Annotated in this window: 13 protein-coding genes; 10 read left to right on the top strand and 3 right to left on the bottom strand. The window is 40.0% G+C overall.

The annotated features are described in order from the left end of the window. Together I2I33_RS07685 and I2I33_RS07680 are read left to right on the top strand one after the other, a co-directional pair. Window positions 1-711: a DUF4843 domain-containing protein gene (locus I2I33_RS07685; RefSeq protein WP_087422422.1), complete on the top strand. Its 711-nt coding sequence runs from the start codon at window positions 1-3 to the stop codon at window positions 709-711. Window positions 712-721: 10 nt separating this feature from the next. Then, a complete protein-coding gene (locus tag I2I33_RS07680) occupies window positions 722-2,266 on the top strand; it encodes a PKD-like family lipoprotein (protein ID WP_087422421.1) in 1,545 nt (514 codons plus the stop codon). Between the two features lie 68 nt (window positions 2,267-2,334). Here the strand turns inward: I2I33_RS07680 and I2I33_RS07675 are convergent, their stop codons facing one another. From I2I33_RS07675 to I2I33_RS07665, 3 genes are all read right to left on the bottom strand, one after another. Then, a complete protein-coding gene (locus tag I2I33_RS07675) occupies window positions 2,335-4,011 on the bottom strand; it encodes an AMP-binding protein (protein WP_087422420.1) in 1,677 nt (558 codons plus the stop codon). A gap of 388 nt (window positions 4,012-4,399) precedes the next feature. Further along, a complete protein-coding gene (locus I2I33_RS07670; protein ID WP_087422419.1) occupies window positions 4,400-5,863 on the bottom strand; it encodes an aminoacyl-histidine dipeptidase in 1,464 nt (487 codons plus the stop codon). A gap of 256 nt (window positions 5,864-6,119) precedes the next feature. Beyond that, a complete protein-coding gene (locus I2I33_RS07665; protein ID WP_087422418.1) occupies window positions 6,120-8,324 on the bottom strand; it encodes a S9 family peptidase in 2,205 nt (734 codons plus the stop codon). 114 nt (window positions 8,325-8,438) lie between these two features. On the opposite strand from I2I33_RS07665, the gene tgt reads away from it, so the two are divergent. The 8 genes from tgt (at window position 8,439) to I2I33_RS07625 (ending at window position 18,540) form a co-directional block, all read left to right on the top strand. Further along, window positions 8,439-9,569 carry a tRNA guanosine(34) transglycosylase Tgt gene (gene tgt, locus I2I33_RS07660; RefSeq protein WP_087422417.1) on the top strand — a complete coding sequence of 377 codons (1,131 nt, stop codon included), beginning with the start codon at window positions 8,439-8,441 and terminating at the stop codon, window positions 9,567-9,569. A gap of 23 nt (window positions 9,570-9,592) precedes the next feature. Beyond that, complete coding sequence (locus I2I33_RS07655) at window positions 9,593-10,672, top strand: LptF/LptG family permease (protein ID WP_027199888.1); 1,080 nt, start codon at window positions 9,593-9,595, stop codon at window positions 10,670-10,672. A gap of 142 nt (window positions 10,673-10,814) precedes the next feature. Then, complete coding sequence (locus tag I2I33_RS07650; RefSeq protein ID WP_087422416.1) at window positions 10,815-12,203, top strand: pseudouridine synthase; 1,389 nt, start codon at window positions 10,815-10,817, stop codon at window positions 12,201-12,203. A 96-nt stretch (window positions 12,204-12,299) separates the two neighbouring features. Further along, a complete protein-coding gene (locus I2I33_RS07645) occupies window positions 12,300-14,288 on the top strand; it encodes a polysaccharide biosynthesis protein (RefSeq protein WP_229128231.1) in 1,989 nt (662 codons plus the stop codon). Further along, window positions 14,288-14,782, top strand: coding sequence for a UpxY family transcription antiterminator (locus I2I33_RS07640; protein WP_087422415.1), 495 nt, complete (start codon window positions 14,288-14,290; stop codon window positions 14,780-14,782). Before I2I33_RS07645 ends, I2I33_RS07640 begins: the two co-directional genes overlap by 1 nt. A gap of 791 nt (window positions 14,783-15,573) precedes the next feature. Next, window positions 15,574-16,536 (top strand): hypothetical protein, encoded by a 963-nt coding sequence (locus tag I2I33_RS07635; protein WP_087422414.1) that lies wholly within the window; start codon window positions 15,574-15,576, stop codon window positions 16,534-16,536. Beyond that, window positions 16,533-17,654 carry an O-antigen ligase family protein gene (locus tag I2I33_RS07630; protein ID WP_087422413.1) on the top strand — a complete coding sequence of 374 codons (1,122 nt, stop codon included), beginning with the start codon at window positions 16,533-16,535 and terminating at the stop codon, window positions 17,652-17,654. The genes I2I33_RS07635 and I2I33_RS07630 overlap by 4 nt, the downstream gene beginning before the upstream one ends. 1 nt (window position 17,655) lies before the next feature. Then, window positions 17,656-18,540 (top strand): glycosyltransferase family 2 protein, encoded by an 885-nt coding sequence (locus tag I2I33_RS07625; RefSeq protein WP_087422412.1) that lies wholly within the window; start codon window positions 17,656-17,658, stop codon window positions 18,538-18,540. Window positions 18,541-18,543: the final 3 nt, after the last annotated feature.

The raw sequence follows: 18,543 nt of genomic DNA, 5'->3' as shown, positions 1-18,543 counted from the left end.
ATGGTAAAGTTTTTCATAATAATTGGGTTACTACTTTTCTTGGGAAGTGGGTGTACAGACCAGGTAGAAGAAAGGTTTAATAACACGGCAACGACGATTTATTTCAATTTGTCGGGAGCCCAGGCAGATAGTATTGTTTATTCTTTCGCTAAGGTCGTGGAAAATTCTCATGTGATTGAAGTGCCGGTGGAGATAGCTGGATATCCTGCTGATTATGATCGGCATTTTCGGGTAGCGGTAGATGAAACGTTGTCAACAGCAAAGGTGGGTTTGCATTATGATGCATTGGAAGAGTCGTATGTGTTGCCCAAAGGTACATTTACTACTAAAGTTCCGGTTACAGTTTATAGTACGGATAAATTACTGGATTCTGTTGCTGTAAGTATCGCCTTGCAAATAGTTGCAAATGATGAGTTCCCTAATGATTTTTCAAAACGCCAGCTAGCTTTAATTAAAGTGTCGAATATGTTGGAAAAGCCTGAGATGTGGGATTTGATATACGGAAGGAAATATTTCGGTACTTGGAGTAAGACAAAATACAAATTGATATTGCAAGTATGTGAGATAGAGGAGTTGCCTGCATATAACGGGCCTAATCGTTATCTTTTAAAAGGCTATGGAATGAAGATGCAGAATTATTTCAAGGAAAATTATCCTGTTTATGATGAAAATGGTCAGGTGATTGAATCTGATTGGACTATAATTTTTTAAATATCCGACTATGAAAAAATATTTATTGTTGACGATAGCTGTGTTGACTGTATTGTTGTGTACGTCCTGCATGGAAGAGCTCGGAACTTATAATTACGTGGAGACGAACGAGATAAAAATTGATTCCATTAAAGGGCAAAGCATAACTCAATATGACACATTGCGTATTGTACCGACGATTACTCAATCCAAGAATGTTAGTGAGGAAAATCTTGAATACCTGTGGTATTGGTACAAGGCGGGAGCTGGTGAAAATGCAAAAATAGATACGTTGGGGTTTGATCGAAATTTAAAGTATTATGTCGCTGCAGGTCCCGGTCTGTATAATGCACGCTTGAAAATAACAGACAAGGAAACTGGTTTGTTTGCTAGGAAAGAATTCGATATTACGGTAGATGCTGAAAATAGTGGACTTTTGATTTTGAGTGACTTGGATGGAAATGCAAATTTGTCACTTTTGAATTCTTCTAAAATATTTTCTCAAAATATCTACTATGCTGCTAACGGAGAATATGCCGGAACTCATCCTATCGGGATTGCGGATATTGATAATGCTGCTACTGATCTACATATGATTGTCATTTTGTGTGCAGACGGTAAGGGAGGGGTTGTGACAGAGCCGACTAGTTTCGTGAAAATTAGTGACTATTCTAGTCTGTTTTACGTGATGCCTAGCCCTATAGCTCCTGAAGCATACTGTGCCGTGGCAACTTTATATAATACGGGTATGGGAATCACTTATGATTTTATTATTAATAATGGTAAACTTCATTATAGAGATTTCCAGTATGCATCGTATGAACCGTTGTTCAATCCTGAAGTATCGGGTGACTATAGTTTGGCTCCTTATGCAATTTTGAATAATAATACCCTTTTGTTCTATGATAATAAAAATTATCATTTTAATATCTTGAAATGTTCATATGGACAATTAAAAGAAACGAAACTGGATCCGGTTCCATTACCAGAAGGAACAGATACTGATGCACTTGCTTTTGATCCCCGGAATGTTGGTTTGGAATTGGTCTATGCGGCAAAAGGTTGGAAAAAAATGGATAACGATGCGGGGTATGCCTATGGGATTTTTAGAAAGCCAGGTACTACGGATTTGGCAAATATGTATTGTCTCCGGTTTAATATTGGCTATAGCATGAGTATGGGAGGAGACTATTTTACTCCATATTTCCAGCATACAGTTTCTGGTGCGACCGATTTGGATAAAGCCACGGCATTTGCCATGTCTCGGGAAGATCCTTATTTGTATTATGCTTATAAAAATAAGATATACAGTTATGACTTGGAGTTTGATAAAGGTAAGGTTATTTACGATACAGATACGGTTGTCGGTCCTGGTGCGAAGGTTGATTATTTATACTTCCGACCTGATAATGAGAGTTTCAATATGTGGGCGGCAACTTCAGTTGAGGGAAGCTCTGAAAGAACTGGAAGTATCCATGTGTTAGGATTGGGACGTAATGGAGATGTTATAAAGGTAGATACTGTTTATCGTAACGTTTGTGGTAAAGTGGTTGGGATGACTTTCAAAAACCGTTAATCCTAATGATGAGTCTGGAAAACTCTTATAGAAAAAAATCGGGTTCCTAAAAACCCGATTTTTTTGTATTATTTGCAATACAAGAAACGTTTGATCTTGTGAGTGGGTGTCTTTTCAAAAGGTTCATGTTGTACGAGTACAAGTTGTAGTTTTGAGAAGTTGTTCACCCGGGCATTCACGTAATCCCGTAGTTCTTGTTTTTGTTCTTCAATGTAGTCGTTGATTTTTTCCTTGTAGTTCCCGGCTTGGTCTTTCAATTTCTGGTACTGTTTTTCAAGTTCTTCCATGTTAAAATGAACCATGGCAACCAGTTTACCGCTATTTTCCACTACGAGGGATTCGTTCACGAAACGGAAATTATTAATGATAGATTCGATTTCTTCCGGGTAGATGTTTTCTCCGGATGCACCGAGAATCATGGTTTTGATCCTTCCGCGGATAGCTAATCTATTCTTCTTGTCGAAAGAACCCAAGTCTCCGGTTTTAAACCAACCATCTTCTGTGAAGGTTTCTGCGGTGAGTTCCGGACGTTTGTAGTATCCTTTCATCACGTTAGGACCTTTGATCCAGATTTCACCTTGTCCGCTCTTGTCGGGATCATTGATTTTAATTTGTACACCTTCCATGACGGGACCTACTCCTTGAAGGAAGGTCTGTGACGGGTTGGAACCCGCAGCCATGGGAGCTGTTTCGGTAAGTCCGTAACCGATAGCATAGGGGAATTTAGCTTCCCGAAGGAATTGCTCCACGGTACCATCTAGTTTAGAACCACCGATTCCGAAGAATTTTAGTTCCCCACCAAAGGTTTCCATTAGTTTCTTTCCTGCCAATCGGTTGAATAATTTACGAGCCGGAGCGAATTGGTAGAGCTTGCTCATCAATTTCGAACTGGTGAATTTAGGCAACACTTGCGACTTGTAAATTTTCTCTATAATCAAGGGTACGGATAAAACTACCGTAGGACGGATTTTCTGCATTGCCGGAACAAGTAATTTGGGGGTCGGTACTCGATCCAGATAATATACTTGTGCTCCGAACATCAAAGGTAACAAAAGTCCCAGTGTGTTTTCGTAAGTATGTGCCATGGGCAGAATACTTAGGAAACGGTAGGTTTCATCTACAGGTTGAATGGTACGACACTGACGTGCATCCCATACCAAGTTTTTGTGTGTTAAGACTACTCCTTTCGAGAATCCTGTTGTACCGGAGGTGTAAATGATTGATGCAATGTCCTCTTCTTCAATTGAAACTTCGGGAAGAGGGGTTGTATTATTCAAATTAATATCCGGGACCAATTTATCCAAGTCTTCCGGTTGGTAGCATCCTTCCGGCATGGTGGCAAAGTTATTGATCAGGATTTTATGCTCAAGGAATGGTGTTTTTACTCCTTCCAAACATTTTGCCAGTAGGCGGGAAACGAAGATCACTTTTACCTCTGCATGTTCCAGTATATTCTGGAGTTCTGTAGAACAGAATCCCGGTAAGATCGGTACGGCAATGGCTCCAATGTTTGCGATTGCAAATTGGGTGATTCCCCAGTTCGGCATATTCGCGCTTAAAATGGCAACCTTGTCTCCTTTCTTTACACCTAGATGAAGTAAGTGGTTAGCAATAGATACGACCTCGTTATATAAATCTTGGTAAGTTTTTTTTCCGCTTGCGACAAAATTTAAAGATAAATTTTTTGAAAACTTGGAACAACTATTTTTCAAGAGTTCCGGTAGTGTCAATTTCTTTAAAGTCATGTTTTAATAATATGAATTTTCCATACAAAGATAATACAGAAAACAATACGATGTGGTTAAAATATTTAAAAATAGAGTAAATGGCTTGAAAGTGAGGGGAAAATTGAAACAATCTCTAGCGTTTTACGTACCGGCAAGGCCTGATTTATTTGAAGGTCCCGGCTTTTTATTCTTTTCGGGAAAATGAGAAAAGGGGGTGTCCAAGAAGTCATTTTTCAAACTCCCTCCCCCCTTCGGGGTACTCCCTCTATAAACAGAGGGAGAGTTGAAATACCCCCTGTTTTCGGGAAGAGTCACCAGCTCCTCCTCTGTTTATAGAGGAGGTGGCACGAAGTGACGGAGGAGTTTTAGAAATAAAATGACTTTTTGGACAACCCCTTTTATTTAATTATTTCGTAGGAATTGCAGCTAATGTAGCTTTCAAGAATTCCCAGAATTTACTTACAGATTCGATGTTCACTTTCTCGTCCGGAGAGTGAGGAGAACTGATGGTCGGTCCGAAAGAAATCATGTCCCAATGTGGGTAGGCAGATCCTAGGATACCACATTCCAATCCGGCATGGATAGCCATGATCGCCGGTTTCTTACCGTATAATTTCATGTAAACTTCTTCCATTTCTTTGCGGATAGCTGAATCCGGATTGGGTTTCCATCCCGGGTATTCTCCGGTAAAGTTGATCTTGCTTGCTTCTGCCAGTTCAAAAACAGATGCTACTACTTGAGCTAACGATGTTTTTGCAGTTTCAACAGAAGAACGCATTAACATGTAGATTTCGATCTTTCCTTCTCCACCTTTCACGATAGCCAAGTTGTTGGATGTTTCAACCGTGTCTGGCATGGAATCGATCATTCTCATGGCACCATTCGGGCAAGCCTTGATGGCGTTAATCAGGTTATATTGTACTTTTACCGGCATTACATTCTGTGGAAGAGCGGTTTCTTCAGCAAAGAACGTGAGATTCGGTTCTTTAGCGCTTAATTCAGCTTTAAATATTCCCTCGTATTCTTTTACTTTAGCTAGGAATTTGTCTGCATTGGCAGCCGGAACAGTTACGATTCCGAAAGCTTCACGCGGGATCGCGTTTCTCATGTTTCCTCCGGATACGGAAGAAAGACGAAGGTCTAATTCTTTGCTGACTGCTTTCAAGAAACGGAAATATAATTTGTTGGCGTTTCCTCTACCCAAGTTGATGTCCATTCCGGAGTGACCTCCTTTTAATCCTTTCAATGATAATTGGAATGCTTTATGTCCTGCTGGAACAGCTTCAGGGGTGTAATCGAACGCGATCTCTCCATCAATACCTCCGGCGCAACCAACATACAATTCGCCTTCTGTTTCAGAGTCAAGATTTAACAAGATGTCTCCTTTTAACCAGTTGTGGCGGATTCCGTTTGCCCCGTCCATTCCGGTTTCTTCGGTAGCTGTGATTAACACTTCAACCGGGCCGTGAGGAATATCTTTTGATAATAGAATAGCCATTCCGGTGGCAACACCGATACCGTTGTCTGCTCCAAGAGTGGTTCCGTCTGCTGTTACCCATTCCCCGTCGATATATGCTTCAATAGGGTCTTTGGTGAAGTCGTGTTGTTTGTCTTCATTTTTTTGAGGAACCATGTCCAGGTGACCTTGCAGGATAACTCCCTTGCGGTTTTCCATCCCCGGGGTGGCCGGTTTGCTCAATAATATATTGTTAGCCTCGTCCATTTCAGCATGGATTCCGTTTTCTTTTGCCCAATTCATAACGAATTCTCTGGCTTTTTCTTCATGGTTTGACGGACGTGGAACTTGAGTTAGTTTATAAAAGTTTTCCCAGATGGCTTTGGGTTCTAACGTACAGATACATTTACTCATAACGTTTTTATTTTTAAATTTATGATTTAAGATTTCAGCTTGGTTATCCCGAAGATAATTGCGCTGAGATCATGTTTATTTCTATCGTTTGCAAGATATAAAAAAAACAGATAAGTTGTGATTCGATCACAACTTATCTGTTTTTTTTGTTTCAGGTTGGTAAGTTACAAGTTACAGGTTCTTGACGTGCAAGCGTTGACGCTAAACCTGTAACTTGTAACCTGCCAACCTGTAACTTGAATCAACATTTGAAATTTTATTTCAGATGTTGATTCAAATAGTTTACAAATTTGGTATACAGTTGTAACCGGGTGTAACCGCCGTATATGCTATGGTTACGGTTGGTGTAGATCTGCATATCGAATTGTTTGTTTGCTTGTACGAGAGCCTCGGATAATTCGTAGGTGTTTTGCACGTGTACGTTGTCATCCGCGGTTCCGTGGCATAACAATAAGTTTCCTTTTAAGTGTTTTACCCAGTTGATCGGGGAGTTGTCATTGTATCCGGAAGGATTATCCTGCGGGCGTCTCATGAAGCGTTCCGTGTAGATGGAATCGTAGAATCCCCAGTGAGTAACGGGCGCAACGGCGATAGCCGTGGAGAACACGTCATTTCCTTTCATGAGGCAAAGTGATGACATGAATCCGCCAAAGCTCCAACCCCAGATACCTACTTTTTGTGCATCGATGTAAGATTGTCCGGCAAGCCATTTTGCGGCGGCGATCATATCGTCACTTTCGATTTTTCCGAGTTGCATATAGGTACATTTGCGGAATTCTTCCCCTCTGGCAGCCGTTCCGCGAGGATCGATGCAAGCCACGATATAACCTTCTTGTGCGAGGTATTGTGTCCAGTCCATGCCCCAACTATTGTTTACTTGCTGAGAGTTCGGACCGCTGTACTGGATGATTAATAACGGGTAAGCTTTTGATGCGTCAAAATTCACGGGTTTCATGAGCCATGCGTTTAACATGGTCGTTCCGTCTGCTGCCGGGATTTGAATGAATTCTTTTTTGGCAACATCGTAATCTGCCAGTTTCGTTTTCAACGCGGCATTGTCTTCCAGCGTGCGAACAGCTTTACCGTTTGCTGCGTACAGGGTGTACACGTGAGGCATATCCGCGTTAGATACTATATTAATATAGTATTTGAATGATTTACTGAATTCTGCTTCATTCCATCCTTTTGTCGGGGTGAGTTTCTTTTTCTTACCTTTTAAGTCAATGGAGTAGATGTATTTTTCCAGAGGTGATTCTTCGTGAGAGGCATAGTAATAAAGTTTTTTTGCCGGATCGTACCCGTAGAAGTCAACCACGTCGTATTTACCGGAAGTGATCGGCTGAATTTCTTTACCGCTCATGGCATACAAGTAGAGGTGAGAATAACCACTTTTTTCACTACTCATGATGAAATGTTGCCCGTCTTCCATGAAGATCAAGTTGTCCAAGTTGCTTTCCGCGATATAATATTTATTTTCTTCCCGGTAAAGCACGGTTGTACTTCCCACGCGGGCATTGGCCAACAGAATTTCCAGTTGATTCTGGAAACGGTTCAGTTTCATGATAGCTAATCTTTTCGGATCTTTTGTCCATTTGATACGGGGTATGTAAATATCGGTTTCTTCACCAATATTCATTGGGGTGGTGACACGATCTTTAATGTCGTAAACGTGGACGCTCACGATGGAATTGGCTTCCCCGGCTTTCGGGTATTTATAGGAATAGTTCGAGGGATAAAGGGCATTTTGTTCGTATGCCGGATATTGTCCTCTGAACATATTCATGTGGTAAGTCTTCACGGCTGATTCGTCAAATTTGATGAACGCGAGGGCAGATCCGTCGGGGGCCCACTCGAAGGCTTTGTTGAATCCGAATTCCTCTTCATATACCCAGTCGGGGGCTCCGTTAATGATTTCGTTAAATTTCCCATCAAAGGTGATTTGAATTTCGGAACCGAAACGTAGGTCCGCGATAAAGATGTTGTTGTCTCTCACGAATGCCACTTTCGTTCCGGTAGGAGAGAAGGTTGCCAAACGTTGAGAACCACCTTCCGATAAAGGTTTTAATTCCTTATTTTTAAAATCGAACACGAAGTAGTCTGCCGTGAATGAACGACGGTAGATCGGATTTATATTCGTGCAAATCAGAATCCGGTCTTCTTCCGGGCTGAATTCGTAATCTTGGATAGTCTGAACAGCTTTGTACTTGGGATCGTTCAAGTCTAGTAAAGTGCTTACGGCTTTCCCGGTTTTGTAACTATACATGACCAGCTTTTTGCCTTTGTCTTCCAACACGGTATAGTGTTCCCCGTCATTTAGCGAACGGAGACCTGAAACACCTTGTGTCCTGAACGTGTAGGTCAAGTTAAAATCTTCCAGAGTGAATTTTTTGCCCTTGTTTTGAGCGTTTCCGGGTAGGGCAAACCCCACGATAAACATACATACAATTAACTTGTAAAACATCCTCATGACAATTATTTTTTGTTTTTTTAATTTGGACCAAAGATATAAATAATTTTAGATTTATGATTTTAGATTTAATTATTCCTATCTTTGTGCGCTCAAAATCATGATTAGATGAAATATACCCTTTTAGCGAAAGACAAAAACAGTGATGCACGATGTGGTGTGTTAACCACGGATCATGGGAATATTGAAACTCCGATCTTTATGCCTGTGGGTACGGTGGGAACCGTGAAAGCCGTGCATGCGAGAGAGTTGAAGGAAGATATTAAGGCCCAGATCATTTTGGGCAACACGTATCATTTGTATTTGCGGCCGGGTACAGAGGTGTTGGAAGAAGCAGGGGGACTACATAAATTTAATTCATGGGATCGTCCGATCCTCACGGATAGTGGCGGTTTTCAAGTTTTTTCTTTAGGTGATTGTCGGAAAATCACGGAAGAAGGGGTCGTGTTCCGTTCTCATATTGATGGTTCGAAACATCTGTTTACTCCTGAAAATGTCATGGATATTCAGCGTAAGATAGGGGCTGATATAATCATGGCATTTGATGAATGTCCCCCGGGGCAGAGTGAATACGGTTATGCGAAGAATTCTTTGGAGCTGACCCAGCGTTGGTTGGAACGATGCGTGAAACGACTTGACTCCACGGAGCCATTGTACGGTTATCACCAGTCGCTTTTTCCGATCGTGCAAGGATGTACTTTCCGGGATTTGCGGGAAAAGGCAGCGGAACACGCTGTTGCTCTTGATCGAGAGGGATATGCAATCGGGGGATTAGCTGTTGGGGAAGAGGCTGAGGTCATGTACGAGATGATTCAAGTCGTAAACCGGATTTTGCCGCAGGATAAGCCCCGTTACCTGATGGGGGTCGGGACCCCGGAGAATATTTTGGAGGCAATCTCTTTAGGTGTGGATATGTTTGATTGCGTGATGCCGACCCGAAACGGGAGAAATGGTATGCTGTTTACCACGGAGGGCGTGATCAATATAAAGAACAAGAAGTGGGAGAAGGATTGCAGTCGTATTGATCCGGCCGGGTTGAGTTTTGTAGATGATGATTACTCGAAAGCGTATTTGCGCCATTTAATCAAGGCGGATGAAATTTTAGGGCTACAAATTTGCTCGATCCATAATTTGTCGTTTTATTTGTGGTTAGTACGTGAAGCTCGTAAACATATACTGGAAGGAGATTTCGTGACGTGGAAAGAGAGTACGATAAAGAAAGTTACAAGAAGATTATAGTGCTGAGAAGCAACTAGCGTAAAATGAAAAAATTAGACTTATATATTATCCGGAAGTTCCTAGGTACCTTTTTCTTTTCGATGGTACTGATCTTGAGTATTGTCGTGGTTTTCGACCTTTCGGAGAGATTGGAGAAATTTATCGAGAACGAGGCTCCCGTGAAGGCGATCATATTTGATTATTACCTGAATTTCGTGCCTTATTTCGCGAACGTGTTTTCCTCTTTGTTTACTTTTATTTCTGTTATTTTCTTCACGTCAAAGATGGCTTATAATAGTGAGATTATTGCTATTTTAAGTACGGGTATCAGTTTCCGGAGAATGGTCCGGCCATACATGATATCGGCCGGGGTGATTGCCTGTTTATCACTTCTTTTGAGTGCTTTTATTATTCCGAATGCCAACAAGAAGCGGATCGAGTTCTCCGAGCAATATATTTGGAAAAAGTATAGCAACAAGGAAGAGAATATTCACCGGCAGATTGCACCGGGTGTTTTTATCTATATGTCGAGTTTTAACGTGTATTCCAGCCGGGGTAATGATTTTACCTACGAGGTATTTCGGGAGGATACGCTGGTTAGTAAGTTGACGGCAAAATCTATTTCATGGAATAAAGAACTTGAGAAGTGGCGGATTAACAACTGGACGCTACGGGAATTTGACGGGATCAAGGAGACTTACACGACAGGACAAACTATTGACACGCTATTAAATTTTAGTGCGGCGGAATTCTCCGAGGACCCCAAGAAAATTAAGGAGCGCTTGACATTACCGGAACTGGATGAATACATCGCTCGGCAAAAATTGCGGGGAAGTAGTAACGTGGTTGAGTTCCAGATTGAGAAGTACAAGATGTTTTCGGGCGCTTTCGCTACATTTATATTGACGTTAATCGGGGTATGTATCGCTTCCCGTAAGATTCGGGGAGGAATGGGGTTCCATTTGGGATTGGGATTGTTAATCAGTTTCTCGTACATATTATTTATGCAATTTTCCACGGTTTTTGCAACCAATGGAGGCATGAGTCCGTTATTAGCGGTATGGATACCGAATATGTTATTTGCTGTGGTGGCGTTATTTGTATACCGGGCGGCACCGAAATAATTGAAAGTTGAAAATGTAGAATTGAGAATGAATAATTAAGAAGGTATGAAAAATGAGTGCATATCTTCAATCAATAGAATAGGCCGATGAGGGCTATAAGCAAGAATCATAAATTTAAAATCAAAAATTTATACGTAAGTATATGAATAGGGAGACTAAAAGACCTAGAATTACAAGGCCGATCGAGAATCGTGATGAGAATCGTCGGAGCAGAACACCGCGTTTCGAAAACCGTGAAGGTGGAGAAAGCGAAACAAGAAGACCTAACCGTTTCAACACGGACAGACCGAGACGGGAACAAGGACACGGGTATATCCGTGATTTGAACAAAGAACGGGAGAGAGAGCGTAACGAGGGTACGGGAGATCGAGATAACGGGAATCGTTATTACCGGGATTCAGATCGAAACCGTGAAAGAGGGGATCGGGAGAATAATCGTTACGAGAATCGGGATAATAGAAGATCATACGAGAGAGGTAACAGGGATAACAATCGTTTTTCCGATCGTGGAGAGCGTCGTGAAAGGCGGCCTCAAGATCGGGATGAAAATGCAGAAAGAAGAGATAATCGTTATCAAAACAGGGATCGTAATGATCGACGTGAGGAAGGACGTCGGGAAAGAGGTTCCCGTGAGGAAGGAGGACGTGGAGAAGGGTATCGTGGCGATCGTCGGGATCGCAGAGAGGGGGATGATCGTCGGGATCGTTATTCTGATCGTCCGGCGAGAAAAGTGTTTACCCGTCGGGCAGATGGGGATGGCGCTCCCAAAAGTGTGTATAGTAAGAAAAAACAAATTGAATATCGCAAGAAGAACGAGGGGCAGGAGACAGAATTACGCTTGAACCGTTATATCGCTAAAGGCGGGGTGTGTTCACGTCGTGATGCTGATGTGTTGATTGCAGCCGGTCGGGTGAAAGTAAACGGGGAAGTCGTGCAACAAGTCGGGGTAAAAGTAAAACGTACGGATCGAGTGGAGGTTGATGATCAAGTGATTACTCCCGAGCGTAAAGTGTACTTGGTGTTGAATAAGCCGAAAGATTACGTGACGACAGTGGAAGATCCTTTGGAACGTAGAACCGTGATGACCTTGATCGAGGGAGCTTGTAAAGAGCGCGTGTACCCGATTGGACGACTTGACCGTCAGACCACGGGAGTGTTGCTTTTCACGAATGATGGCGATTTAGCCAAGAAATTGACACACCCGAAGTATAACCAGAAAAAGATATACCACGTGTTCTTGGACAAGGTGGTTCAAACGGGCGACTTGGAGGCTATTCGTAAGGGAATCGACTTGGAGGATGGCTTTATCCAGGCGGATGACGTGAGAGTGGCGGAAGATGATCGTACACAGGTGGGGATTGAAATTCATTCCGGTAGAAATCGTATCGTCCGGAGGATTTTCGAGCATTTGGGGTACCAGATTCTTCGTTTGGACCGTGTCTTTTTTGCTGGGATCACGAAGAAAAATCTGCCCAGGGGTCACTGGCGTTTCCTAACTGAAGATGAGGTTAATATTTTAAAGGCCTACTAAAAAATTTTTTTTTTAATATTATTACTATTACCTTTGCGGGTGTCCACCTTTTAGGAGGTTTATCCCGTGAAGGTTTTATTTTTATATTAAAAAATTATGGTTGCACTTATCACAAATGGTCTGAATAGAATGAGGACATTGCGTTCATTCTCATACACTCCTCGATGGATTGTATTTTTGATCGACGTGGCTCTTGCTATTATGGCAGTTAGCGTTGCCTATCTGATTTGGGTCAATTTCCAGATTGACCGGATGAGATTGGATTTTGTCTTGACCGGGGCCCTTGTTATTGTGGGTATCCGGGTGATCAGTTTCTTGTTGGGACATACTTATTCCGGAATAGTACGTTTCACGGGAACGGAGGATGCTTTGCGCATCTACTACGTGTTGACGGCAGGGGAGATTGCCCTTCTTTTGGGTAGTGGCGTGTTTTTCCTGTTGTATGATTATCTTTTTATACCGGTTTCCGTTTTACTCACGGAGTACGTTCTTCTGACCAGTTTGATGGTTATGAGCCGGGTGATCGTGAAGAAAGTCTTCGCACAGTATATTGGTGCAGAGCGTACTAAAAAGAATGTAATTATATGTGGTAGCGATGAATACGGTATCATGGCGAAACATGCCATGGATAACGTGGAGGATGCCACGTATAATATTCTTGCTTTTGTTGATGTGAATGATCGGAAAGCGGGAAAGATTATCGAGGGGGTCAAGATCTATAAGATGTCGTCTTTACCCGGTTTGTTGAAACGTAACCGGGTGGACAAGGTGGTTATCGCCAAAAAGATGATTTCTCCGGATAAAAAACGGGAAATTGTCGAGATCTGCTTGGCCGCTGATGTGAACGTACTCGAAGTACCTCGTTTTGAAAGTTGGATTAACGGGGAGTTAAGTATGCGGCATATCCGGAATATCAAGATCGAAGATTTGTTGGAGAGGGACGTGATTCACATGGAGGAGACCAATCTTCGGAAACAATTATTGAATAAAGTGGTTTTGGTGACCGGGGCGGCTGGTTCTATCGGGAGTGAAATCGTGCGGCAGTTGACGCATTTTAATCCTTCTTTGATCGTTTTGTTTGATCAGGCCGAATCTCCGCTTTATGATATTGAGCTGGAACTGAAGGAAGAGTGTGGTTTCACGGATTATAAAATTGAGATCGGGGATGTACGTGATGCGAGCCGGGTGGAAGGAATCTTTAAAACATATCATCCCAATATCGTGTATCATGCGGCTGCTTATAAGCACGTTCCCATGATGGAAAAACACCCGATTGAAGGTGTGAAAACTAATATTTTCGGAACGAAAAATGTTGCCGATTGTGCTGTGAAGTATGATTGCCAGCGTTTCGTGATGATCTCTACCGATAAAGCGGTGAACCCGACGAATGTTATGGGTGCAAGTAAGCGTATAGCGGAAATTTACACGCAATCATTGAATCGCATCGCGAATACTCGTTTTATTACTACTCGTTTTGGGAACGTTTTGGGATCGAATGGTTCGGTGATCCCTCGTTTCAAGAAACAGATAGAGGCGGGTGGTCCGATAACAGTTACTCACCCGGAAATAACTCGTTTTTTCATGACTATTCCCGAGGCATGTCAGCTCGTTTTGCAAGCGGGGGCGTTGGGAAATGGCGGTGAAATATTTGTTTTTGATATGGGTAAGAGCGTTAAGATTGTCGATCTGGCTCGTAAGATGATTAAACTTTCCGGTTATGAAGTTGGGAAAGATATTCATATCGTTTTTACCGGTTTGAGACCGGGAGAGAAATTGTACGAGGAGGTGCTTAACGTGAAGGAGACGACTTTGCCGACCGTGCATGAGCGAATAAAGATTGCCAAAGTACGTGAATATAATTATAGTGAAGTTACGGATGCGATAAAGGCTCTTGATATAGCTTTGCAGACAAAAGATAATTTTGCCGTGGTGAAACAAATGAAATGTATCGTACCTGAGTTTAAATCGAAAAATTCAACCTATGAATCTATTGATTTCCAGATGGAAGAGGAAGGTGTAGAACATCATATGGAAGAGGTTTTAAATAAAATTCAGGTAGCCGAAAATTTAGAAGTCAGAGAGTAATGGAGAAGACGAATTGGTATGCAGTTTTCACTGCTGCTCGGGCGGAAAAACGAGTGAAGGAGCGTTTGGAACAAGCAGGAATCGAGAATTATTTACCTGTGCGGGGGGACGAGTTTGTGAGGGATGGACTGGTGAAAAGGTTAGAAGTCCCTGTGATTACGGGGTGTATTTTTGTCCGTGTTTCTGAAATGAATTTACCTTCCGTGTTATCAATTGGGGGCGTGATGGCGTTGTTAAAAGAGAAACAGGGCCCGGTTGTGATTTCGGACGAACAGTTGGATAGTTTGCGGATTTTGAATGAATGGGCGGAGATGATTGAAGTTGTGAATGGGAAAATTCCGGTAGGATCTGGTGTACGTGTGATTCAAGGTGAATTAACCGGGGTACAGGGAGAGTTGGTCGAGGTAGCTGGTGGCCATCGGATTATGGTTCATGTTCCTTGTTTGATAGGTGTTTGTGCAAATGTTTCATTAGATTGCGTAAAGGCGTTGTAATTATTCGGATTTATTATTTTTCTCGGAAAAGTGTAATTATTTGGCTTGTAAAATATACGAAAAGTGTGTTTTTGATGTAGCACTCTGTTACGTGGGATGCTGAAAAGCACGTTTCCAATTTCTTGGGATTGTGTCGAAATCAAGTATAATAAGTATTTGAAGAGAAGTTATATCGTCAGAAACTTTTTATAGGGGCGAAATGTATACCTCTGCGTAGAACTAGGTTTATAATGAGAACCTGTCGAGAAGCTGGGGAAATCCTAAGGAAATAATCCCCCTTTTTCAGAGATTACTCGAAGTTTATTCGAAGCTCATTCATTCCGTAATATTTGAGCTACGAGGGATCTTCGAGTAATCTCTGAATGAGAGGGATTATTTGGGTAGGATTACTTCTTCATTTGGGTTGAATTTGTGTTACATGATATTTTCTCAGCTGTAATTTTATTTGTTATGCTTGTTCCTAGAGTAATAATACCTTAATTCTATGGTTTAACTATTTCTTGGGTCTTACTGGTCGCTTTCTCTTATGTTATGTTCCCGTCATGTGGCGGTGGGATAACGATTTTGGATGTGGGAAGATTTAGAAAATCTGCATGAGCCTCATGGTCACTTGTGATGACGATGATTGAATTATCGTATAAATAGTTTCGTGATTAATTGTTTGCTTTAAACTACTTATTGTTGTAACTTCGCAAACAAAATATTTGTTTTTATCTATTAATCTATATGGTTGTTTAATAGTAGTTTATTCCGTGAAAAATGTAAATAAAAGAATATTTAATTGAATTCTGATGAATAGAGAACAAAAATTAAAAGGGATAGATCCCTTGATAATGTTTGAACAGGTTTGGACAAATAAGAAAAAGTTATTGTTAATTATTTGTATAGGGGTTGTTGTTGGATTAATTGTGTCTTGGAGTATTCCAACTGCGTATACTACAACGATAAAGATAGTTCCAGATCAGTCTACTATTGATAATAGTAATTTTATTTCGGATATTGTTAAAAGTAAACCGTTCCTATTAAACTTTTGGAGTTTAGAAGTTTCTAAGCTAGATAAAAGTAAAATTTTATTGCGAAATTATATATTGAATGAATATAAGTTCCCTTGGTGGCGAGATATTATAGAGCTACCTGCTACGATACAAAAATGGAGGTATGGAAAGCCTATTTTTCTTGATACTGTAAATTTATTTCAACTAGCACCAGAACAAGCTACATTTGTAGGGAGAATGAATAAGGACATAAAAGTCCAAATGGATAAACGCAATGGTGTGATGAATTTGATTGTGAGGATGCAAGATCCTATGGTTTCTGCGTTAGTAGCAAATGAAATCCTGAAAAAAATGCAAACATTGGTGGCAGAGAAAAAAACATATAAAGCTAATGTTGATGTGAAATTTTATGAGAATCTATTGAATAACGCTCGGCTTAATTATGAAAAAAAGCAGGAAGATTTAAGTAAATATATAGCTTCTCATAGAGAAAGTGTTTCTAGTGTTTCAACGATGGAGCAATTTCGATTGAAACAAGACGTAGAATTGGTTTATAAGCCATACGCATCGATGATTGAGGAATTGGATAAAGCAAAAATGAAAGTTCAAGAAGAAACGCCTACGTTTGCTATAATAGAACCAGCTTCTGTTCCTTCATATCCAAGCGAACCTAGAACATTATTAATTATTTTAGGAAGTGTTTTTTTATTCGGATTTTTTGGAATAATAGGACTTTTGGTTAGGGGAATGTTTAAATGAGAAACTTGATTTCTTTTAATGGACTTTATAATATATTTTTTGTGCTAGGTTTTTTCTCATTAACCTATGCGATGAATTTATATATCGTTTTTGCTTGTGCTATATTATTTTGTCTTTTTCTAGGATCAGATGTGAGGCATCGAAAAGGGTTTTATGTGTATTTAGTAAGTGTTGGTGTCCTAACTACTTTTTATTTGCTTATTCATGATGGAGGGGCAGCTTATAGGATATTTAAAACATTAACATTGATCTGGTTAACGCTTTATATACCTTTGGTAAATGACTTACGGATAACGAAATTACTTCATTGTTTCCTTCTTTTTAATGCAGCATTAATTTATATTGATGTGGTATTATATAATACCTTGGGATTGTCATTGACAACAGGCGTTGAAACGCATGGTTTCATGCGTTTTTCTGGAGTAATAGAAGATTCTAATTTTTTTTCTTATCTGTTATTTGTTTATATTTATTATTTGAAAGTAAAAACTGGGCATTTCAATTATTTTTTGATAGGGGCAGTTTTACTTTCTTTTTCTCTTTCTTTAATAATAACGATGTTTGGTGTCATTATACTTTTTCATGTAAAAAAATTGTGGGTATTGCCAAATAGGAATGTGAAGGTTTTAGGTGGAATGGTTTTAGTTGGAGTGTTTGTTATATATTATGGGATGTTATTTGTCTTGACAACTTTACGTGATGTTGATACTTCTAATGATTATATAGCAGAAAAACTTGTTTCTTTGTCCTTACGATTTGAAAGTCAATTGGAGGCTTTCGATGCTTTAGAATTGAATGATGATTATTGTTGGGGATTGGGAGCAGGAAAGACTCGTGAAATAACGACAGAAGGAATGAATTTGCATAATTCTTATCTCCAAATCTTATTAGAGATGGGGATCGTTTGTTTGTTAATCGTTTTCGCTTGTGCATTTTATTGTTATTATTTTCTAGATAAAAATTTTGTACTACTATTTGTTGCAATATTTTTATTGGGAAATGTTTTAGAAATATTCTATTTCCCATTATTATCTTTTATTTTATTTTTGTCCTATGTTTATAGGCAAGAGAAAGTAGCAAGCAAGTTAGATGTAAGTGATAATATTGTAAGTTGTTGAAATGAATGTTAGTTTGATACTTTGCACAAGAAATCGTCGAGATATACTTATTCATAATCTGGAACTTTTTATAGACCAGTTTAATATAGGAGATGAAATTATAATTGTTGATAGTAGTGATAGACCTAGAGCAATAGGACGAGAGGATTTTGGAGAGGTGAAACCTAATATTCGTTATTTTCATACTTTACCAGGGTTGCCTTTACAACGAAATTATGGAATTGCTAAAGCTACATGTGATTTGGTAATGTTTTTAGATGATGATATATATCTTTTTCCTGCCTCTTTAGAAAAAATGAGACTTTTTTTTATGAAACGTCCTGAAATTGATGCAATTACAGGGGCTTTGTCTGAAAGAGTACTGCCTTCCACTTTTACAAGAAGATTGCAATATGTTTTTGGAAAGTTGTTTTTTACCTCCTATTTTGGAAAAATGTCTTTGACTTTGGGTGGGTTACCTATTTTAGCTTTAGATTCATATAAGGAACATCCTGCATCTTTTTTGAGAGGAGGTTTTTCTGTGTATAGAAGATATGTTTTTGCAGATATCTGTTATGATGAATATTTTAAGGATTATGCTTATCTTGAAGATACAGACTTCTCTCATCAATTTAATAAAAAATTTAAAGCGTGCTTTTTTGATGGTTTTAAGGGGTTTCATGCTCATGTATCAACGATACAAAAAGATCAAAGTAATTATCGTAGACAATATGTAGTTAATTACGTTCATATATATCGAAAACATAGATTGGGATCATCTTTGAAAATGAATTGGGTTTTATTAGGATTACTTTTATTGAACCTTATCAAGAGTTGTTTGGAGAAAAATTTCTCTTTTTTTAAAGGGACATTGGCAGGAATTGAGCAGGTTTATAAAAATAAATAACAC

The sequence above is a fragment of the Butyricimonas sp. BSD2780061689_150309_C8 genome (genome assembly GCF_015560935.1).
In the GTDB taxonomy this organism is placed as follows: domain Bacteria; phylum Bacteroidota; class Bacteroidia; order Bacteroidales; family Marinifilaceae; genus Butyricimonas; species Butyricimonas paravirosa.
This window is presented reverse-complemented; position numbering and strand designations above follow the sequence as displayed.